This is a genomic window from Pantoea sp. C1E2, assembly GCF_056491465.1.
In genome coordinates, this window is record NZ_JBSZHT010000002.1 from 2612328 (window position 1) to 2632459 (window position 20132).

The window sequence follows — 20132 nt, forward strand, 5'->3', positions numbered from 1 at the left end:
CAGTTAACCGCCCGGCGTACCCCGTTTCCGGAAGATCTCTGCCTGTCTGAACAGAGACCACTACCACCCTTCAGGGTTTACCACGTTAATGTGCCGTCCGACTGTAGCGCCGGTTCAACACATTACTCAATGTTTCTTTATGTAATAGTATTTCAATGCCAGCATATCCTGCGGGTCTTTACCGGTAAAACCGCCTACCCAGGGCTTCACCAGACGCACGCTGACGCGATAGTAAACCGGCACGATAGGCGAGTCCTTGTCCAGTTGCGCTTCCGCCTGCTGATACAACGCGGCACGCTGGGTGTTATCGGCAACCGTCAGGGTTTGCGCCATCAATTTATCGAAGGCATCGCTGTGATAGAACGCGGTGTTGATTGAGGAACCGCTCAGCAGCATGTTAAGGAAGGTTGAGGGCTCGTTATAGTCCGAGCACCAGGTGGCGCGCACCACATCGTATTGCGCCTGATGACGCGTCTCCAGCAGCGTTTTCCACTCCTGATTTTGCAGCGTCACTTCGGCACCGAGGTTCTTTTGCCACATCGAGGCGGCGGCAATAGCCTGGCGTTTATTCTGCTCAGAGGTGTTATACAACAACGTGAAACGCAGTGGATGCTGAGCATTAAAACCGGCCTCTGCCAGCAGTTTTTTCGCACTGGCGTTACGCTCGGCCTGGGTTTGCTTCGACCAGGCCGGCGCTTCTGGCGAGATGCCGTGAGTAAATGGCGGCGTCAGCGCATAGGCAGGGATCTGACCTTGCCCCATGATCTTGTCGGCGATAATGTCACGATCGAGCGTCAGCTTCAGCGCTGTGCGGACTCTTGCATCATCGAACGGCGCTTTTTTGTTATTCATTTCATAGTAGAAGGTGCAGAGCACAGGGCTGACTTTGACCTGTTCACCCAAATCCTGCTGCAACTTCTTGAATAAGTCTGGTGGCACCACGCTGTTGGTCATGTCCGTGCCACCGCTGCGATAGCGGTTGATATCACTGTTCTCGGAGGTGATCGGCAGAAAAACGCCCTCATCAATCACGCTACGCGCATTATCCCAATATTGCGGATTACGCTTCAGGACAATCTTTTCATTCACCACCCAATCAGCCAGCGTGTAAGCACCATTTCCCACATAGTTCTGTGGCTGCGTCCACCGCTCGCCCGATTTTTCAATCGCCGCACGATACACCGGCTTCATCGCGGTGTGTGCCAGCATATCGATAAAATAGGGAACGGGCTCAGTGAGCGTCACCTCCAGGTGATGCGCATCGATCGCTTTCACGCCCAGTGATTCAGATGAGGCTTTGCCCGCCAGAATGGCGTCGATACCGGCGAGATGCGCCGCCTGTAAATAACTTGCATAGGGTGAGGCCGTTTTAGGGTCGGCCAGGCGCTGCCAGCTGTAGACAAAATCTTGTGCGGTGACGGGTTCACCGTTGCTCCAGCGGGCATCTTCTCGCAAGGTGAATGTCCAGATACGCCCCTGCTGGTTGCTCCACTTCGATGCAACGCCGGGCACAATCTGACCATTGTTATCGGTCTCAACCAGCCCTTCCAGCAAATTGCGAATGACGTTGGATTCCGGCACCCCTTCCGTTTTTTGCGGATCGAGCGAAGACACTTCACTACCGTTATTGATGACGATGCGCTGTGTTGCTGATAATTGCGTACCCGCCGGGATTTCAGAAGCCTGACTGTGAATGATAAAACCTGCCAGACAAAGCGCCAGAGACGTGCGCGCAGCCTTTTTCGCTACCATGCTTTTCATCAACAAATATCAACCTTAAATAAAAACCTGATAGCGAGTAAGCAAGAAGCGTACACATTTGTCGTTAACAGGGAAAAAATTTGTGATGAGCCGAAAATTATCAGAACCGATGCCCGCACGCCAAAGCTAAACACCAAAAATGTTAGCTAATTCTCTTTTATCATGTAGATCGCGACAGGAGAAGTGTTAATTTTCATCCTGAAATATTACTCAAATAGATGTTTCATAAGCAATAAACCAGTATTCCGTCGGAATTTTCGCCAAAAACGCCCTGCAATCCTTTATTTTATCGTTATTGCTACCGATCCTTAGGAAAACAATATGAAACGTTATTTGAAACGATAAAACATCCGAATAGTTATTGGATAAAACGAATTAGGTAGTGAATTATTCTGTGATAATTATCACATATATTTATTGATGAACTGGCGAAGAGAGAGAAAGTAGTAGCAAAAGTGATGATAGCCCAATCATATTAAGCAAGCCGAATAACTTCACCATATTGGTGCAAAAAACTCATTCGCTGCACCAATATGGATCACAAAAGTTATTTTTTAACTGAAAATACGACCAGATTAATTCAGTAAACCCGGAAATATCGCTTTCATGCCGGTGACAACAAACTCAATGCCCAGCGCCATTAATAGTAGCCCCATGATTCGGGTAATCACGTTAATGCCTGTCTGCCCTAAAATGCGCACCATTAATGGGGCGGCACGAAACAGTAACCAACAGCAGAAAGCAAAAATCGCAATGGCGACGGTGAAACCGAGCAGGTTTAACCAACTGTGGTAACGCGTGCTCCAGACGATAGTCGAACTGATGGCACCCGGCCCGGCCATTAAAGGCAATGCCAGCGGCACCACACCAATACTTTCACGAATCGCGGTCTCTGATTTTTCCTGTTTGTTTTGCTTATCCTCGCCCAGCTTGCCGCTGATCATCGACATCGCGATAGTCACCACCAGAATGCCGCCAGCGATACGGAATGAGTCAATGGAGATGCCGAAAAGATGGAGAATGGCGTCCCCGAGAAACAGTGAGGTCCAGAGAATGATTGCCACAGCCAGATTTGCCGTGAAGTTGGTTTTATTCCGCTCAGCGACGGCCTGGTAGCTGGTCATGCTGATGAACACGGGAATGATCCCCACGGGATTGACCAGGGCAAATAAACCGACAAAAAACTTAATGTAGCCGGAAAAATCAAGTAGCACGGGGTTCACTGTGAGCTCCACGAAGGTAGTGTTTCAAATCGCGCCTAATGTAGTGCATAAGCCGGGCGGAAAACCAGTGGGTTAAGCGGAAATATATGCTGCTATTTCCACTCCTTTCCAGTGTATTCCTCTGTGCAAAGTTGGACACCATCCACCCGGCTGCATCCCTGCCGACTAAAACCAACGTAAGACTTACTTTAGTTGCTAAAGTCGGTGCTGAAAGGTGTCAGCTTGGCCTCAAATTGATCCATATCAAAATTTGCCTACCTCATCAGGGGTAATCTTACCCCATCGAAATTATTGAGAAGTGAGTCAGTATCTTATCCTGGAAACCCTTTTAGTAAGCAACGGCAATCAACTCGCCACTCTGACCAACGTATAAGCTTAGCGCGGCTATACTTTCGAACTCAGGCTTGCTTACTAAAAGAGTTTAACTTCCTTCAGGAGAGCACTATGGCCGTTACAAATGTTGCCGAACTTAATGCACTGGTTGAGCGTGTAAAAAAGGCACAGCGTGAATACGCCAACTTTAGTCAGGAACAAGTTGATACCATTTTCCGCGCTGCTGCACTCGCCGCTGCTGATGCCCGCATCCCCCTCGCTAAAATGGCCGTTGCCGAATCCGGCATGGGCATCGTTGAAGATAAAGTGATTAAAAACCACTTCGCTTCTGAATATATCTACAACGCTTATAAAGATGAGAAAACCTGCGGTGTGCTGGATACCGATGACACCTTCGGCACCATCACCATCGCTGAGCCGATTGGCCTGATTTGCGGTATCGTCCCGACCACTAACCCAACCTCTACCGCCATTTTTAAAGCACTGATTAGCTTAAAAACCCGTAACGGTATTATCTTCTCACCGCATCCACGTGCTAAAGATGCCACCAATAAAGCGGCTGACATCGTGTTGCAGGCAGCCATTGCCGCCGGTGCGCCGAAAGACATCATTGGCTGGATCGATGTCCCTTCAGTGGATCTGTCCAACCAGTTAATGCATCACCCTGATATCAACCTGATTCTGGCCACCGGTGGCCCAGGTATGGTGAAAGCCGCATACAGTTCCGGTAAACCGGCGATTGGTGTGGGTGCAGGTAACACGCCAGTCGTTATCGATGAAACCGCTGATATCAAACGCGCGGTAGCTTCTATCCTCATGTCCAAAACCTTCGACAACGGTGTGATTTGTGCGTCAGAACAGTCAGTCATCGTGGTGGATTCTGTCTACGATGCGGTTCGCGAGCGTTTCGCCAGCCACGGTGGCTATCTGTTAGAGGGTAAAGAGTTGAAAGCCATTCAGGACATCATCCTGAAAAATGGCGCACTGAATGCCGCTATCGTAGGTCAGCCGGCAGCAAAAATTGCCGAACTGGCAGGCATCAGCGTCCCTGCGACCACCAAAATTCTCATCGGTGAAGTGAAACTGGTGGATGAATCTGAACCCTTTGCCCACGAAAAACTGTCGCCAACCCTGGCGATGTATCGTGCAAAAGATTATTACGATGCGGTGGATAAAGCAGAGAAACTGGTGGCTATGGGCGGTATCGGCCATACCTCCTGCCTGTACACTGACCAGGATAACCAACACGAACGCGTGCACTTCTTCGGCGACAAGATGAAGACGGCTCGTATTCTGATTAACACACCAGCTTCGCAAGGCGGTATCGGCGACCTGTATAACTTCAAACTTGCGCCATCGTTGACGCTGGGTTGTGGATCCTGGGGCGGTAACTCCATTTCTGAGAACGTCGGACCTAAACACCTGATCAACAAGAAAACCGTGGCCAAGCGAGCTGAAAATATGTTGTGGCATAAACTTCCGAAGTCTATCTACTTCCGTCGTGGTTCACTGCCGATTGCCCTTGAAGAAGTTGCGACCGACGGTGCTAAGCGTGCCTTTATCGTCACCGACCGCTTCCTGTTTAACAATGGCTACGCCGATCAAGTCACTCGCGTGTTAAAAGCGCACGGCATCGAAACTGAAGTGTTCTTTGAAGTGGAAGCGGACCCAACACTGAGCATCGTACGTAAAGGTGCTGAGCAGATGAACAGCTTTAAACCTGATGTGATTATCGCGCTGGGTGGCGGTTCCCCGATGGATGCCGCGAAAATCATGTGGGTGATGTATGAACATCCTGAAACCCATTTCGAAGAGCTGGCGCTGCGTTTCATGGATATCCGTAAACGTATCTACAAGTTCCCGAAAATGGGCGTGAAAGCGCGCATGGTGGCAATCACCACCACTTCCGGTACTGGTTCTGAAGTGACGCCGTTTGCGGTAGTGACAGACGATGCCACAGGCCAGAAATATCCGTTAGCGGATTATGCACTGACGCCTGATATGGCGATTGTGGATGCCAACCTGGTGATGGATATGCCGCGCTCACTCTGTGCGTTTGGTGGTCTGGATGCCGTCACTCACTCACTGGAAGCTTATGTCTCTGTGCTGGCAAACGAATACTCGGATGGACAGGCGCTGCAGGCACTGAAACTGCTGAAAGAGAACCTACCTGCCAGCTATCGTGAGGGGGCGAAGAATCCGGTGGCGCGTGAACGTGTGCATAATGCGGCAACTATCGCCGGTATCGCCTTCGCCAACGCCTTCCTTGGTGTGTGTCACTCCATGGCGCACAAGTTGGGCTCTGAGTTCCATATTCCGCACGGTTTGGCCAACGCCCTGCTAATTTGCAACGTCATCCGTTACAACGCGAATGACAACCCAACCAAGCAGACCGCCTTCAGTCAGTACGATCGCCCACAGGCACGCCGTCGCTACGCTGAAATTGCCGACCATCTTGGACTGAGTGCTCAGGGTGACCGCACTGCCCAGAAAATTGAGAAACTGCTGGCATGGCTGGAAGAGATGAAAACTCAATTGGGTATTCCAACCTCTATCCGTGAAGCAGGCGTGCAGGAAGCTGATTTCCTGGCGAAAGTCGATAAACTGGCAGACGACGCGTTTGATGACCAGTGTACCGGTGCTAACCCACGTTATCCGCTGATTGCTGAATTGAAGCAAATCATGCTGGATACCTTCTATGGCCGTGAATTCTCTGAAGCTGAAGGTGCAGTAGCCGAAGCCGAAGCCGAAGCCGAAGCCGTCGATGATAAAGCGGTTAAAATCGAGAGAAAAACCAAAAAAGCTTAATCGGCTAAAAACAAAAAACCCGCTGCGGCGGGTTTTTTTATCGCTAAATAATCAAGCGTGCGGCGATTGCGAACCATAAATGGCTTTTAACGATCCTTCATCAATTGCCTGTTTATAGTGTTTACGGCAAACAGAAATATATCGCTCATTGCCGCCGATCACCACCTGCTCTCCTTCGCTGAACGGTTTACCGTTGGCGTCAAGGCGCAACACCATGCTGGCTTTACGTCCGCAATGACAGATGGTTTTAAGCTCGACCAGTTTATCTGCCCACGCCAGCAAATATTGACTACCGGTAAAGAGTTCGCCGCGGAAGTCTGTGCGTAATCCATAACACAATACGGGAATATCCATATTGTCGACCACATCCGATAACGCTCTGACTTGCTCTCGCGTCAGGAACTGGCTTTCATCCACCAGCACACAATGAACCGGCTGCTTCGCATGTTCATCTGCTATTTCCTGGCTTAGTTGAGTATCGGCGTTATATAAAAACGCAGGAGACGAAAGACCAATCCGTGAGCTCACCTTGCCCGCACCAAAACGGTCATCAATCTCGGCGGTATACACCAGGGTACGCATGCCGCGCTCCTGATAGTTATAGGAGGACTGCAGCAAGGCAGTGGATTTACCCGCGTTCATCGCGGAGTAATAAAAATAAAGTTGGGCCATATGCAGAATCTCATCGCAGCACAAATCTGATGGCGCGCAGTCTACCATAAACAGGTAAACCTGTAGCGATGCATTATTTTTATCATTTGCTCAAATTAACAACAATGATAGATAAGGGATTCGTTACCGAACTTGAATAGCACGTTTTGGCAAAGAACAATCGATGCTGAGATTTTATTCAGAATTATTACCGCCAAAGTGTAAGGATTAGCACTACGTCGTGGCTGCAAACGCGGATAATCAAGGCTTCAGGTTTTAAAGCGAGCGGGGAATATATTTGTAAATCGTTATTGAATGCGATTTCTGGCTTTTACTTTAGGTTTTACTTTTTAATCTGACTATTGCAGTTATTTTTTAGCCCCACTATTATGAGTCGGCAGAACAACTCCCATTTATTATATTTTGAGATTAGGACAATGAGCGAAGCACTTAAAATTCTTAATAATATCCGTACATTGCGCGCGCAAGCTCGGGAATGCACTCTGGAAACACTGGAAGAGATGCTGGAAAAACTCGAGGTTGTGGTCAATGAGCGTCGTGAAGAAGACACCCACGCGCAGGCTGAAAATGCTGAACGTAACCGTAAACTGGAACAATACCGTGAAATGCTGATTGCTGATGGTATCGATCCAAACGAACTGTTACAGGCCCTTTCAGAGACTAAAGCACCGGGCAAAACCAAGCGTGCTGCTCGTCCTGCCAAGTATTCTTACGTCGATGAAAACGGTGAAAACCGCACCTGGACAGGCCAGGGTCGTACACCAGCTGTGATTAAAAAAGCGATTGAAGAACAAGGTAAACAACTGGACGATTTCCTGCTGTAATTTTCCAGTGCTTCGAATTGTGAAAAACGTTGCCGTTATTTCACTTTACACCGGGTAAGAAAAAAGGAAGCCGCTGGCTTCCTTTTTTAATGCATCGTTATTGCTGATAAAAGTCGCGATACCAATCAACAAAATTCTGTACGCCCTGCTCAACTTTGGTTTGCGGACGGTATTGAATCGCGTCATATAACGGCTGAGTATCTGCGCTGGTGCCTGGCACATCACCCGGCTGCATCGGCAGCATATTTTTCATCGCTTCAATACCCAACGCCTTTTCCAGTGACTCAATGTAAGTCATCAGGCTGGTTGGCTGGCTGTTACCGATATTGTATACGCGATAAGGGGCAGAACTGGTGGCCGGCGATCCCGCTTCCACTGTCCAGTTTTCATCAGCCTGCGGAATTACATCCTGCAAACGTACGATGGCTTCAGCAATATCATCAATGTAAGTGAAGTCACGGGTCATTTGCCCGCGGTTATAAACATCAATTTGTTCTCCCGCCAGCATCGCGCGGGTAAATTTAAATAACGCCATATCCGGACGTCCCCACGGGCCGTAAACGGTAAAGAAGCGCAGGCCTGTGGTCGGTAACTGGTACAAATGGGAGTAGGTATGCGACATCAATTCGTTGGCTTTTTTGGTGGCCGCATACAAAGAAATAGGATGGTCAACGGAGTCGTCCGTTGAGAAAGGCATTTTGCGGTTAAGCCCGTACACTGAGCTCGATGACGCATACAGCAGGTGGCCGATTTTATGATGGCGGCAACCTTCGAGAATATTGAGGTGACCAATTAGATTGGCGTCAGCATAAGCATGTGGGTTATCAATCGAATAACGAACGCCCGCTTGTGCACCTAAATGGATGACGCGTTCAAACGCATGTTCTTCGAATAAAGAAGAAATGGCCTGGCGATCTGCCAGGTCCATTTTCAGGAAAATAAACTCGGGATGCTGAGCGATCTGGTCTAAGCGCGCTTGTTTCAGGCTAACATCGTAGTAGTCATTCAGGTTATCAATCCCAACAACCTGGTGACCAGCGGCCAGCAAACGCTGACTCACGTGAAACCCAATAAAACCTGCCGCGCCAGTAACCAGAAACTTCATACATCCCTCATTTATTACACAATTTGAATTGATGCTCCGCGACCGATAGCGTAATACGTGAAGCCGCGTTTGCTAATACGCTCCGGATCATACAGGTTACGACCATCAAAAATCACGGGTTGTTTTAACGCGGTTTTGATGACATCGAAATCTGGCGCACGGAAATTCTGCCATTCAGTACAGATGACCAGGCCATCAGCACCCTGCAACGCCGCTTCTTTGGTACCGGTCAGCTTCAGATCGTCGCGGTGGCCGTAAATACGCTGCGCTTCTTCCATTGCTTCCGGGTCAAATGCCTGAATAGTCGCACCTGCTTCCCACAGCGTTTCCATCAGCACTCGGCTGGAGGCTTCACGCATATCGTCGGTGTTAGGTTTGAACGCCAGGCCCCAGAGGGCAAAGGTTTTACCGCGCAGGTCGTCGCCATAGTGACGCTTGATGAAACTCGGCAGTTTGTTCTTCTGCGAATCATTCACATCTTCTACTGCCTGTAACAGACGAGGCGTGTAACCAATCGACTCAGCAGTGCGAATCAGCGCCTGCACGTCTTTCGGGAAGCACGAACCACCGTAGCCGCAGCCTGGGTAGATGAAGTGATAACCAATGCGTGAATCAGAACCAATCCCCTGGCGCACTTTCTCAACGTCGGCTCCCAGACGTTCTGCCAGGTTAGAGATCTCATTCATGAAGCTGATTTTGGTCGCGAGCATGCAGTTCGCTGCGTACTTGGTCAGCTCTGCACTGCGGATATCCATCAGAATCATACGATCGTGATTGCGATTGAATGGCTCATAGAGCTCACGCAACAACTCAACCACATCGTCGTTATCGGTACCGACTACGATGCGCTCAGGACGCATGCAGTCATTTACTGCAGCCCCTTCCTTGAGGAATTCAGGGTTAGAAACCACATCAAACGGGATGTTGACATCACGTTTTTGCAGCGTCTCGGTCATCACTGCACGCACACGATCAGCCGTTCCAACTGGTACGGTTGATTTGTCGATCACCACTTTATGATCGTTCATGTGCGCAGCAATTGTCCGCGCAACCGCAGTCACATATTTCAGATCGGCAGAACCGTCTTCATCCGGCGGCGTTCCCACAGCAATAAATTGCATCACACCGTGGTTAACACCCTCTTCTGCATTGGTGCTGAATTTAAGGCGCCCCGATTCATAGTTAGACATCACCAGCGGCGTCAAACCCGGTTCGAAAATCGGAATATTACCTTTTTTCAGGTTCTCGACTTTCTTTTCATCGACATCAATACAGAGAACGTCATGTCCGACTTCGGCCAACACCGCAGCCTGAACCAGACCGACATAGCCGATACCAAATACAGTGACTTTCATTGAATTATCCTGTGTTTAATGAATTACTTTTTGTTGCCTACAGCGCCTTCCAGCCATTGGGTAAAGTCTTTACCCAGTACTGGATGACGAACGCCATACTCAACGAAAGCCTGCATATAACCCAGTTTATTACCGCAGTCATGGCTCACACCGGTCAGGTGGTAGGCTTCAACGGTCTCTTTTTCCATCAGCATCGCGATGGAGTCAGTCAGCTGAACTTCGCCGCCAGCACCTGGAGGGGTTTTCGCCAGCAGAGGCCAGATGTCAGCAGACAGCACGTAACGACCCACTACCGCGAGGTTGGATGGTGCTTCAGAAGCTTTAGGCTTCTCAACCACACCGACCATTGGCGCGCTCTGGCCTGGTGCCAGGTCAGCACCTTTGCAGTCAACCACACCGTAAGCGGTCACATCAGCAACCGGCTCAACCATAATTTGGCTGCGGCCGCTTTCTTCGTAACGCGCCAGCATTTCTGCCAGGTTGTCTTTAGTTGGGTCAGATTCGTACTCATCGATGATCACATCAGGCAGAATCACGGCAACCGGCTCATCACCGATCAGCGGATGTGCACACATCACTGCGTGGCCAAGGCCTTTCGCAATACCCTGACGCACCTGCATGATGGTCACGTGTGGCGGGCAGATAGACTGGATTTCATCCAGCAGCTGACGCTTAACGCGTTTTTCCAGCATTGATTCCAGTTCGAAACTGGTATCAAAATGGTTTTCGATGGCGTTTTTAGAGGAGTGCGTAACCAGCACGATCTCGTTAATGCCCGCAGCGATACACTCATTCACGACATATTGGATCAGCGGCTTATCGACCAGCGGTAACATCTCTTTTGGAATTGCTTTAGTAGCAGGCAGCATACGCGTACCCAGACCTGCAACAGGGATTACCGCTTTTCTTACTTTAGACTTATGGGCAGACATCTAAATACCTCTCTTAATAGGCCGTTCAAGTTAATACTTGATATGTCGGTTTAAAAACGAAATGAGTATATCAGTTACTATCAGACGGATTTATCCTGGATGGAGTTAATCCGCGGAATTTAAGACTATTACCCAAGTGTAAAGCTTACCCCTGGCCCTGTCTTCAGCCCGCAAAAAATATAAATCCAATCGCTTATTCTTCAGCCGATAGCATCAGCCGTAGTCTGCCACCCGCGCCCCACACATGGCACTGCCAGGCATCGGCGCGTTGACTGATTTGATTGAGGTGCGTACTGCCCATAGTACCAAGCGGCACGCCATTACTGAGTTGAATCTGATGGGTATTGATGTGCAATGTGGCGTTGAGACCAGCGGAGACCAGAATCAGGTTTTTTAACTGGCGATGGTAGTACCCTACCAGCAAGGGGAACTGTCCACTGAGATTGGCCTGACGTAACAGCATGTTGACCTGCCGCAGTAGGCCGTTTAGCTCTGGCAAGCGCTGGTTTTGCCCGGAAAGTTGTTCCTGTAGCAAACCATTGAACAGTGCGCGCAACAGCAAAGCAGCTAACACGCCATTGTCACCAGCGCGCGTCACATCCAGACAGTAGAAGGCCAAATCCTTATCGGACAACGCGGCAATATCCAGCACCAGTCCCGGCTGTTCTGCCATGGTCAGTTGGCGATAGTTAATGCGGCAATTGGCGATGGTTTGCTGAACCGGTGGTTGCAGCTGCTTGAGCAGCTTGGCAGCAGCCAGTGGATCGCGAACCAGAGCATCCCAGTCCTGAAACAGCTGTTCATCTTCTTCCACTTTGGACGTGAACATCGAAGGATAAAGGCACTCATACACGGCTTCACGAAAACGTTCGAGATTTCTTAACGGCTTAAGCAGGACATCCTGAACCCCAAGGCGCAGGACATGAGCAATGTCGGCCATGTTCTGCGTCGCGGAGATGATTAAAATCGGCACTGTGTTGCCGCGGCTGCGAATACGTTCGACGAACTGAAGCCCACCCATGCGCGGCATCTCCAGATCGCAAATCACCAGATCGACGGCTTGGGCCGACAGCAAAGTTAAGCCGTCAAGGCCATCTCCCGCTTCCAACGTACTGGCTCCTAACCCCGCCAGCATCGTGTCTAACATTGAACGGAAAACGACCTCATCTTCGACAATGAGTATCTTTTTGCCGATTAGTGGCTTTTCCATTCTCTCCCCCTGTGTACCAGATATTTCAATAGTGGTTCATAAAACGCAGTTGCGCCTTTCAGAATTGACTGAAGTCGCACTGCCTGTGAATGAACAACCTGATTATCTGCCACGGACCAGCGGTAATAGTTCATCCATTTTTTTCTCGACTGCGGCTTTACCTGCCGCGATGGCTTCTTCTGCACGATGGAAATCCAGTGTGGATATCTGCGGACAAAACGGTTGAATCAACACATCCGGTGGATCGCCCGCCATACGGTTACGTTTAAGACGGTTTTCCAGAATCTGGATGGATGTGGACATGATCTCCATAGCACCCGGCGTCTGATTAGCACGGCGGTGCGTCAGTCCCAATATGCGCTGGCGCAGTTTTTTGCCCCAGCTTAATGCTTCTGCCGCGGCCTCTTCTTCGCCGCTTTGTGGTGTCACCGATAATAAATCCTGCTGCATTAAATGCGCGTCGTGCTGTAAGTCGACCGCGATGACAATGTCTGCGCCCAGCGCACGCGTCAGGGAGATCGGCACCGGATTGACCACGGCACCATCGACCAGCCAGTAACCATTGTAGCCAACGGGTGGTAATAAGCCTGGCATACTACAGGAGGCTCGCACCGCCTGATGCAAATCGCCCTCGGTTAACCACAACTCACGACCGGTACTTAAATTTGAAGCCACAACACCAAAAGGTTTGTTGCACCCTTCAATAAATTCATTCGGGATCAACTGACGGATGTGGCTGAAAACGCGGTCGCCACGTAACAACCCGCCTCGCTGCCACGACAGATCCATTAAGCGGATAACGTCCCAGTAGCGGAATGCGCTTACCCACTTTTCCATCACGCCCAGCCGATTATTGACGTACGCCGATCCCACCAGCGCGCCGACTGAGCAGCCTGCAACCACATCAATTTCAATGCCGGCACGCTCCAGTGCATTAATCACACCGATGTGCGCCCAACCCTTAGCGGCACCTGACCCCAGGGCCAGCCCGATCCTCACCTTTCTCATCGCACCTCGTGATTAGTCTGGTACGTAGCATCCCGCTCAGCAGTCGGCTACCATAGCGCACACTTTAATTAACTTTAATCACTCACAGGAGATGACGTGTCTGAAAAGTGCCCCTGCTGCAGCGGAAAGCAGTATAGCTTATGTTGCCAGCCCTTTCTGAACGGTCAGGCATTCCCCGCCAGCGCTGAACAATTAATGCGTTCGCGCTATACCGCCTATGTTGAAAAGAATGCTGGCTATCTGGCTTCGACCTGGCACTCCAGTAAGCGTGTGGCCGACCTTGAGACGTTATTATCTGAAAGTTTTTCCGGCACTGAATGGCTGGGCTTGAATGTAACCCGTTGTAATCATGGAAGCCATGAGAATGAAGCCTTTGTGACCTTTTTTGCGCGTTACCGCGAAAAAGAGCGCACTTCGGCCATCTATGAATGTTCACGCTTTCTTCGTGAGGATCAACGCTGGTACTATATCGACGGAACGGTGCCCGAGCTGGGGCGCAACGATCGCTGTCCTTGTGGCTCCGATAAAAAATACAAAAAATGTTGTGGTTAATCTGGACAGATGCACAACGGCTTTACCATTCATCGCTTTGACAGGACTCTGATCGAGATGCAAGCGCAAAACACGCAACGAAAAGTTTTACGGACCATTTGCCCAGATGCGAAAGGTCTGATCGCCAAGATCACCAACATTTGCTACAAGCATGAACTCAACATTGTGCAAAACAATGAGTTTGTCGATCACCGTACCGGGCGCTTTTTCATGCGCACAGAGCTGGAAGGGATTTTCAACGACAATACTCTGCTGGCCGATCTCGACAGCGCGTTACCGGTAGGTTCAGTCCGTGAACTGCAGAGTGCTGGCCGTCGTCGTGTGGTGATTCTGGTGACCAAAGAGGCGCACTGCCTGGGCGATTTACTGATGAAATGCGCGTTTGGTGGTCTCGATATGGAGATTGCCGCCGTCATCGGTAACCATGAAACGCTGCGCTCGCTGGTTGAACGTTTTGATATTCCGTTTGTGCTGGTCAGCCATGAAGGCCTGACGCGTGAAGAGCATGACAACCGCATGGGCGATGAAATTGATCGTTATCAGCCTGATTACGTCGTGCTGGCAAAATACATGCGCGTGCTGACACCGGCTTTCGTTCAGCGTTACCCAAATCAGATCATCAATATTCACCACTCGTTCCTGCCTGCCTTCATCGGCGCGCGCCCTTACCATCAGGCTTACGAGCGTGGCGTGAAAATTATCGGCGCTACCGCGCACTACGTGAATGACAACCTTGATGAAGGTCCGATCATCATGCAGGACGTGATCAACGTTGATCACAGCTACACCGCAGAAGAGATGATGCGTGCCGGTCGTGATGTCGAGAAGAATGTTCTGAGCCGTGCGCTCTACAAAGTGCTGGGACAGCGCGTATTCGTTTACGGTAACCGCACCATCATTCTGTAAGCTTCCTGGCGCTGAATTGTGCAACTCTTCAGCGCCACGGATGAAAAGTGGGCAAACGATTCATATTTTTGTTTTCAGCGCTTTACAGTCAGAGCGCATTTGATATGATGCGCCCCGCTTTCAGGCATATTAATTCAGGCCAGTGGCGGGATTCCCGAGCGGCCAAAGGGAGCAGACTGTAAATCTGCCGTCATCGACTTCGAAGGTTCGAATCCTTCTCCCGCCACCATCTGAATTATCTCCTCGCCTGAATCTTCAAGAGCTTTATATCCCTGGCGGGATTCCCGAGCGGCCAAAGGGAGCAGACTGTAAATCTGCCGTCATCGACTTCGAAGGTTCGAATCCTTCTCCCGCCACCATCGCTTCTCCTGGCGCTTACATCGTTATCTCTTCCCGATTCAATCCATGACATTCTAACGAAAACTCGTTACCATCCCGGCATACTTTTGCGGATAAGAATGGCAGCGAAATGAAATTCATCTCTTTCAACATCAACGGTTTGCGTGCTCGCCCTCATCAACTTGAGGCGCTGATTGAGCAGCATCAGCCAGATGTTATCGGCTTACAAGAAACAAAAGTGCATGACGACATGTTCCCGCTCGAAGATGTCAGCAAACTGGGTTACAACGTGTTTTATCACGGTCAGAAGGGTCACTACGGTGTGGCGCTGATGACCAAGGCACAGCCCGTTTCGGTTCGTCGTGGTTTTCCCGGTGATAATGAGGAATCACAGCGTCGTTTGATCATGGCGGAAATCCCCAGCCCGATTGGCGACATCACCGTAATTAACGGTTACTTCCCGCAGGGTGAGAGCCGTGACCATCCGACCAAATTCCCGGCGAAAGAGAAGTTCTACCGCGATTTACAGGATTATCTGGAACAGCAGCTGGCAATCGATAAGCCGGTGCTGATCATGGGTGACATGAATATCAGCAGTACCGATCTCGATATCGGCATTGGCGAAGATAACCGTAAGCGCTGGCTGCGCACCGGTAAATGCTCATTCCTGCCAGAAGAGCGTGAGTGGATGGATCGTCTGCTGCAGTGGGGACTGGTGGATACCTGGCGCGCCAAATACCCGGAAACAGCTGACCGCTTCTCCTGGTTCGACTACCGTTCAAAAGGCTTTGATGATAACCGGGGTCTGCGTATCGACCTGTTGCTGGCCAGTCAGCCGCTGGCCGCACGTTGCATTGAAAGTGGCATTGATTACGAGATCCGCAGCATGGAAAAACCGTCGGATCATGCGCCGGTCTGGTCGACGTTCAATCTGGATAAATAATGAAACAGCGTGGCGTGTAAACGCCACGCTGTTTATTTGATGATTTTCCAGATAAGCGGGTTAGTGCCCATCACTTTTTCATCACGCCCGCACTGCAGCAGTACGCCTTCCGCTTTGACGACCGCCCCTTCAGAATAACTGCGATTCTCATAGGTGCAGCACTGCAGGCAGTTGCTCTGCTGATTATTCTGGCCCTGTGTCCAGACTTCAGGTGGCATATCCACCACCACATCCGTATTGCCCATGCGACTGTTTTCCGGCTGGCGGTTTGCCAGCGCCGAAGTCGTGCACAGCAACAGCCCGCTAAGCGCTAATAGGATATAACGCATCACTCTGTCTCCTTGGTTTTACGCCGGGTCGATTTCGGTTTTGCTTTACGTTTAGCGGCCGGTGCGGCAATGCCTCTAAATGATTGCAACGAGGGTCGCTGACGCGCTTCGCCAATTAACCCGATCAGCGTGGAGACCAGCGGCTGCATAAACTCATCATAGCGGCAGGCCTTTTCACTGATGCGCGTTAATGTCGATTCCCACTGAGCCGTCATATCTGGCCGGGCCGCCATTTCAGGTAATGCATGGATCAGCGCCCTGCCCGCATCCGTAGAATGAATATAGCGGCCTTTCTTCACGAGGAATGTCCGGCGGAACAATAATTCGATGATGCCGGCTCGCGTCGCTTCCGTCCCTAAACCATCGGTCGCGCGCAGCACTTTCTTTAATTCTTTATCCTGAACAAAGCGCGCGATGCCGGTCATGGCGGATAACAGAGTGGCATCGGTAAATGGGCGCGGCGGCTGTGTCTGCTTGGCGAGCACTTCACCGCGCTCACACAGCAGCTCATCGCCCTTTGCCACGACAGGTAAAGGCGTGCCATCGTTCTCTTCATCACGCTCTTTACTGCCGAGTAAGGCACGCCAACCCGCTTCTGCCAGAAAGCGTGCTTTCGCAACAAACTTGCCACCGCCAATCTCGAGATCGATAACGCATTTGCGAAACACTGCATCAGGGCAGAATTGCATCAAATACTGACGTGCCACCAGGCCGTAAATGTTGGCTTCATTTTCCGTCAGATTCACTTTGCTGGAACGGGCGGTAGGGATGATGGCGTGGTGCGCATCCACCTTCTTATCGTCCCAGCAGCGGTTTTTCTGATCGGGGTTAAAATCCGTCGGCGGTGTCAGATTGGGTTGGTGCGCCTGAATCGCATTCAGCACCGCATGGCGTCCGGCGAAATGTTCGTCCGGCAAATAACGACTGTCAGAACGCGGATAGGTAATCAGCTTGTGGGTTTCATACAGACGCTGGCAGCAGTCCAGTACGTTTTGCGCGCTGAGACCAAAACGCTTCGCTGCTTCAATCTGCAGGCTGGAGAGCGAAAACGGCAGCGGCGCGGTGTCAGATTCCCTTTTGTCGTTATAGCCGGTGACCATTGCCGGCTTACCGTTGATACGCTCCAACACGTGATCGGCCAGCGATCGGTGTAACAGGCGGCCCTCTTCATCCTGCCAGGGTTCGCAGGCATCGCTGGGTATCCAACTGGCAATGAAACGCTCATCTTTCGGCGTTACGATATGCGCCTTCACTTCGAAGTAATCTTTCGGGATGAAGTTTTCGATCTCTTCATCGCGACGCACCACCAGGCCGAGCACCGGTGTCTGAACGCGTCCTACCGACAACACGCCATCGTAACCGGCATTGCGCCCTAACAGCGTAAACGCACGGGTCATATTGATGCCGTAGAGCCAATCTGCGCGGGCGCGGGCCAATGCGGAGACGCACAGTGGGATAAACTCGCGGTTCTCACGCAAACGGCTTACCGCACGTTCCACGGCGGAGGGATTGAGATCGTTAATGAGGCACCTCTGCACTTTCTGCCGCTTTTCCGGCGCGAGTTGCAGGTAGTCCAGCACTTCATCGACTAACAATTGACCTTCACGATCCGGGTCACCGGCATGCACCACTTCGCTCGCCTGCTGCAGTAAACCTTCAATCACTTTAAGCTGTTTCGCCACCGACGGACGCGGCTGTAAACGCCACTTTTCCGGGATAATCGGCAGGTCTGCAAGATTCCAGCGCGCATAGCGGCTGTCATAGCTGTCCGGCTGCGCCTGCTCCAGCAAATGCCCGACGCACCAGGTGACCATCTGATCGTTGCCACAGGCAATAAAGCCATCACCGCGTCGATGCGGTTTAGGTAGTACATCAGCAATGGCGCGCGCCAGGCTGGGTTTTTCAGCAATAAACAAACGCATGTATGGCGTCGATCCTTCTACGTCAGTTCACGACGGTAATTAATGGGCAGGCGGGATCGGCAGCCAATAGTTCACCAATCGCCGTCGCCTGCACGCCTGCCAATGTTGCGCAGTGCTGGAATGCTTCAACCTCGCTAGGTTGCACTGCCACCAGTAAACCGCCCGAGGTTTGCGGGTCGCAGAGTAACGCACGCGTGGCATCATCCATCGCGGAAATATGGGCACCATAGCTGGCAAAATTGCGCTGAGTGCCACCGGGCACTGCCCCCGCAGCAATATAGTCATCGACTCCCGGCAAGCGCGGAACCTTCTCAGCATTGATTTCAGCGCGCAAGCCTGAGCCCTGGCAAATTTCACTCAGGTGTCCAAGTAAGCCAAACCCGGTCACATCGGTCATGGCGCTAACACCGTCCAGTTTAGCGAACTCGGCACCGGCTTTATTCAACTGACACATCACCTCAGCCGCCAAAGATTGGTGCTCTGGCAACAGAAGACCTTTTTTCTCGGCCGTGGTCAGGATGCCAATTCCCAGCGGCTTGGTGAGAAACAACTGGCTCCCCACCTGCGCGGCGCTGTTCTTTTTCACCCGCGCCACATCAACGATGCCGGTTACAGCCAGGCCAAAAATCGGCTCCGGTGCATCGATCGAGTGCCCACCCGCCAGCGCAATACCGGCAGCCTGGCACGCCGCACGGCCACCTTCAATTACCTGCTGCGCCACTTCCGGGCTCAGCACGTTGACGGGCCAGCCTAAAATGGCAATCGCCATGATCGGTTTACCGCCCATGGCATAGATATCACTGATAGCGTTGGTAGCGGCGATACGGCCAAAGGTATGGGGATCATCGACAATCGGCATGAAGAAGTCTGTGGTACTTACCACCGCCGTGCCGTTGCCAAGGTCATAAACAGCGGCATCGTCACGGGTTTCGTTGCCCACCAGCAGCTGCGGGTCGTGAAAAGGGGTCAGCTCACTATGAAGAATGGTTTCCAGTACCTGCGGCGAAATTTTGCAGCCGCAGCCAGCTCCATGGCTGTATTGCGTCAGACGAAGAGGTTCACTCATGGCGGGTTCCTTATGCGCTGAACAGAAGGCCGTATGTTAGCCTGGCTGTCAGCCGGTGGTAAGTGTTGCGCGACCTAAGCTCGATCTTTCGCACACGTGGTGTGCAATCTTTGCAACACGGCTCACCCTGCCGAAGAAACCCGCCGATGTCTGTCAGAAATAACTGACAAATTGCGCGGTGTCCGGTGCGACCACGGTGGTATTCGCTTTGAGTTGCGGTGTACCGAGATACAGGAATCCGACAATCGCATCCTGCTCGCGGCAACCAAAGGCTTCACGCACTGAAGGATGGTCAGTCCATGGGCCGCTGCGCCAGATACCATTAAAGCCCTGTGCAACCGCGGCCATTTGCATCGCCATTACCGCACAGCCGGCGGAGACTAACTGCTCCCAATGCGGGACTTTGGCATGCTCTTCACAGTGTGCCACTACGGTGATAATCATCGGGGCACGAAACGGCGCAGTGGCGGATTTTTCAATCGCTTTTTCATCGAGGTTACTGTCACGCGCCGCTTGTTCAAGCAATTGACCAAAACGCTCGCGTCCTTCATTCTCCACAATGACAAAGCGCCACGGCTGCAACGTGCCATGATCCGGCGCACGTAAGCCTGCGTGCAAAATGTTCTGCAAGACTTCGCCCGCTGGCGCCGGTTCTGCCAGACGTGATGCCGAACGGCGGTTAATTAATAAATCCAGTGCATCCATCATTATTCTCCCGTGAATAAAAAGCGTGGGCTAATCCTGGCACAGCAAGATCTTTTGTAACAGTCTGGCGCGATTTCCTGCTGACATTTCGCACGCTGCTCATTAGGATGAACCCGACATCGGGGCAGACCGCGTGGCG

General features: G+C 51.3%; 17 protein-coding genes, 2 tRNA genes and 1 pseudogene. 8 read left to right on the top strand and 12 right to left on the bottom strand.

What is annotated here, in order from left to right:
• Positions 1-126: 126 nt before the first annotated feature.
• Positions 127-1761, bottom strand: coding sequence for an ABC transporter substrate-binding protein (locus ACXI0A_RS12575; RefSeq protein WP_476148526.1), 1635 nt, complete (start codon positions 1759-1761; stop codon positions 127-129).
• 575 nt (positions 1762-2336) lie between these two features.
• The gene (locus ACXI0A_RS12580) at positions 2337-2984 is read right to left on the bottom strand and encodes a YchE family NAAT transporter (RefSeq protein ID WP_476148524.1); all 648 of its coding nucleotides are present in this window, start codon (positions 2982-2984) and stop codon (positions 2337-2339) included.
• A gap of 444 nt (positions 2985-3428) precedes the next feature.
• On the opposite strand from ACXI0A_RS12580, the gene adhE reads away from it, so the two are divergent.
• The gene (gene adhE / locus ACXI0A_RS12585) at positions 3429-6125 is read left to right on the top strand and encodes a bifunctional acetaldehyde-CoA/alcohol dehydrogenase (protein ID WP_476148523.1); all 2697 of its coding nucleotides are present in this window, start codon (positions 3429-3431) and stop codon (positions 6123-6125) included.
• 51 nt (positions 6126-6176) lie between these two features.
• Here the strand turns inward: adhE and tdk are convergent, their stop codons facing one another.
• A complete protein-coding gene (gene tdk / locus ACXI0A_RS12590) occupies positions 6177-6797 on the bottom strand; it encodes a thymidine kinase (RefSeq protein WP_476148522.1) in 621 nt (206 codons plus the stop codon).
• Positions 6798-7213: 416 nt separating this feature from the next.
• Between tdk and hns the strand changes: the two genes are divergently transcribed.
• On the top strand, positions 7214-7621 hold the full coding sequence (hns, locus tag ACXI0A_RS12595; RefSeq protein WP_224931855.1) for a histone-like nucleoid-structuring protein H-NS: 408 nt from the start codon (positions 7214-7216) through the stop codon (positions 7619-7621).
• Between the two features lie 97 nt (positions 7622-7718).
• On the opposite strand, the gene ACXI0A_RS12600 is transcribed toward hns, so the two are convergent.
• The 5 genes from ACXI0A_RS12600 to rssA all read right to left on the bottom strand — a co-directional run bounded on the left by ACXI0A_RS12600 (position 7719) and on the right by rssA (position 13231).
• Complete coding sequence (locus ACXI0A_RS12600; RefSeq protein WP_476148521.1) at positions 7719-8726, bottom strand: SDR family NAD(P)-dependent oxidoreductase; 1008 nt, start codon at positions 8724-8726, stop codon at positions 7719-7721.
• Between the two features lie 14 nt (positions 8727-8740).
• Positions 8741-10081 (bottom strand): UDP-glucose dehydrogenase family protein, encoded by a 1341-nt coding sequence (locus ACXI0A_RS12605; RefSeq protein ID WP_224931851.1) that lies wholly within the window; start codon positions 10079-10081, stop codon positions 8741-8743.
• Positions 10082-10104: 23 nt separating this feature from the next.
• Positions 10105-11013 carry a UTP--glucose-1-phosphate uridylyltransferase GalU gene (galU, locus tag ACXI0A_RS12610; RefSeq protein WP_224931849.1) on the bottom strand — a complete coding sequence of 303 codons (909 nt, stop codon included), beginning with the start codon at positions 11011-11013 and terminating at the stop codon, positions 10105-10107.
• Between the two features lie 193 nt (positions 11014-11206).
• Positions 11207-12223, bottom strand: a complete 1017-nt coding sequence (rssB, locus tag ACXI0A_RS12615; protein ID WP_224931847.1) for a two-component system response regulator RssB — start codon at positions 12221-12223, stop codon at positions 11207-11209.
• 102 nt (positions 12224-12325) lie between these two features.
• On the bottom strand, positions 12326-13231 hold the full coding sequence (gene rssA, locus ACXI0A_RS12620) for a patatin-like phospholipase RssA (protein ID WP_034828813.1): 906 nt from the start codon (positions 13229-13231) through the stop codon (positions 12326-12328).
• Between the two features lie 96 nt (positions 13232-13327).
• Between rssA and ACXI0A_RS12625 the strand changes: the two genes are divergently transcribed.
• The 5 genes from ACXI0A_RS12625 (at position 13328) to xthA (ending at position 15971) form a co-directional block, all read left to right on the top strand.
• The gene (locus ACXI0A_RS12625; RefSeq protein ID WP_476148518.1) at positions 13328-13783 is read left to right on the top strand and encodes a YchJ family protein; all 456 of its coding nucleotides are present in this window, start codon (positions 13328-13330) and stop codon (positions 13781-13783) included.
• A 57-nt stretch (positions 13784-13840) separates the two neighbouring features.
• The gene (gene purU, locus ACXI0A_RS12630; protein WP_034828882.1) at positions 13841-14689 is read left to right on the top strand and encodes a formyltetrahydrofolate deformylase; all 849 of its coding nucleotides are present in this window, start codon (positions 13841-13843) and stop codon (positions 14687-14689) included.
• 144 nt (positions 14690-14833) lie between these two features.
• Positions 14834-14918 (top strand) — tRNA-Tyr (locus ACXI0A_RS12635).
• Positions 14919-14963: 45 nt separating this feature from the next.
• A tRNA-Tyr gene (locus ACXI0A_RS12640) sits at positions 14964-15048 on the top strand.
• A 110-nt stretch (positions 15049-15158) separates the two neighbouring features.
• Positions 15159-15971, top strand: a complete 813-nt coding sequence (gene xthA / locus ACXI0A_RS12645; protein ID WP_476148516.1) for an exodeoxyribonuclease III — start codon at positions 15159-15161, stop codon at positions 15969-15971.
• A 32-nt stretch (positions 15972-16003) separates the two neighbouring features.
• Here xthA and ACXI0A_RS12650 read toward each other — a convergent pair whose 3' ends face one another.
• The 3 genes from ACXI0A_RS12650 to selD are packed head-to-tail and all read right to left on the bottom strand — an operon-like array spanning position 16004 to position 19288.
• Positions 16004-16300, bottom strand: coding sequence for a DUF1496 domain-containing protein (locus tag ACXI0A_RS12650; protein ID WP_476148514.1), 297 nt, complete (start codon positions 16298-16300; stop codon positions 16004-16006).
• Entirely contained in the window at positions 16300-18222 is a 1923-nt protein-coding gene (locus ACXI0A_RS12655) for a DNA topoisomerase 3 (RefSeq protein ID WP_476148513.1), read from the bottom strand. Before ACXI0A_RS12655 ends, ACXI0A_RS12650 begins: the two co-directional genes overlap by 1 nt.
• 22 nt (positions 18223-18244) lie before the next feature.
• The gene (gene selD / locus ACXI0A_RS12660) at positions 18245-19288 is read right to left on the bottom strand and encodes a selenide, water dikinase SelD (RefSeq protein ID WP_476148511.1); all 1044 of its coding nucleotides are present in this window, start codon (positions 19286-19288) and stop codon (positions 18245-18247) included.
• Positions 19289-19378: 90 nt separating this feature from the next.
• Between selD and ACXI0A_RS12665 the strand changes: the two are divergent.
• Positions 19379-19432: pseudogene (locus tag ACXI0A_RS12665) on the top strand (hypothetical protein); the annotation flags it as partial.
• 9 nt (positions 19433-19441) lie between these two features.
• On the opposite strand, the gene ACXI0A_RS12670 reads toward ACXI0A_RS12665, so the two are convergent.
• On the bottom strand, positions 19442-19993 hold the full coding sequence (locus tag ACXI0A_RS12670) for an NAD(P)H nitroreductase (RefSeq protein ID WP_476151050.1): 552 nt from the start codon (positions 19991-19993) through the stop codon (positions 19442-19444).
• Positions 19994-20132: the final 139 nt, after the last annotated feature.

Excerpts from the sequence above, each read along its gene's own strand:
- ACXI0A_RS12575 (WP_476148526.1), bottom strand. The coding sequence starts at position 1,761 with ATGAAAAGCATGGTAGCGAAAAAGGCTGCGCGCACGTCTCTGGCGCTT.
- adhE (WP_476148523.1), top strand. The coding sequence starts at position 3,429 with ATGGCCGTTACAAATGTTGCCGAACTTAATGCACTGGTTGAGCGTGTA.
- tdk (WP_476148522.1), bottom strand. The coding sequence starts at position 6,797 with ATGGCCCAACTTTATTTTTATTACTCCGCGATGAACGCGGGTAAATCC.
- hns (WP_224931855.1), top strand. The coding sequence starts at position 7,214 with ATGAGCGAAGCACTTAAAATTCTTAATAATATCCGTACATTGCGCGCG.
- ACXI0A_RS12600 (WP_476148521.1), bottom strand. The coding sequence starts at position 8,726 with ATGAAGTTTCTGGTTACTGGCGCGGCAGGTTTTATTGGGTTTCACGTG.
- ACXI0A_RS12605 (WP_224931851.1), bottom strand. The coding sequence starts at position 10,081 with ATGAAAGTCACTGTATTTGGTATCGGCTATGTCGGTCTGGTTCAGGCT.
- galU (WP_224931849.1), bottom strand. The coding sequence starts at position 11,013 with ATGTCTGCCCATAAGTCTAAAGTAAGAAAAGCGGTAATCCCTGTTGCA.
- rssB (WP_224931847.1), bottom strand. The coding sequence starts at position 12,223 with ATGGAAAAGCCACTAATCGGCAAAAAGATACTCATTGTCGAAGATGAG.
- rssA (WP_034828813.1), bottom strand. The coding sequence starts at position 13,231 with ATGAGAAAGGTGAGGATCGGGCTGGCCCTGGGGTCAGGTGCCGCTAAG.
- purU (WP_034828882.1), top strand. The coding sequence starts at position 13,841 with ATGCAAGCGCAAAACACGCAACGAAAAGTTTTACGGACCATTTGCCCA.
- xthA (WP_476148516.1), top strand. The coding sequence starts at position 15,159 with ATGAAATTCATCTCTTTCAACATCAACGGTTTGCGTGCTCGCCCTCAT.
- ACXI0A_RS12650 (WP_476148514.1), bottom strand. The coding sequence starts at position 16,300 with ATGCGTTATATCCTATTAGCGCTTAGCGGGCTGTTGCTGTGCACGACT.
- ACXI0A_RS12655 (WP_476148513.1), bottom strand. The coding sequence starts at position 18,222 with ATGCGTTTGTTTATTGCTGAAAAACCCAGCCTGGCGCGCGCCATTGCT.
- selD (WP_476148511.1), bottom strand. The coding sequence starts at position 19,288 with ATGAGTGAACCTCTTCGTCTGACGCAATACAGCCATGGAGCTGGCTGC.
- ACXI0A_RS12670 (WP_476151050.1), bottom strand. The coding sequence starts at position 19,993 with ATGGATGCACTGGATTTATTAATTAACCGCCGTTCGGCATCACGTCTG.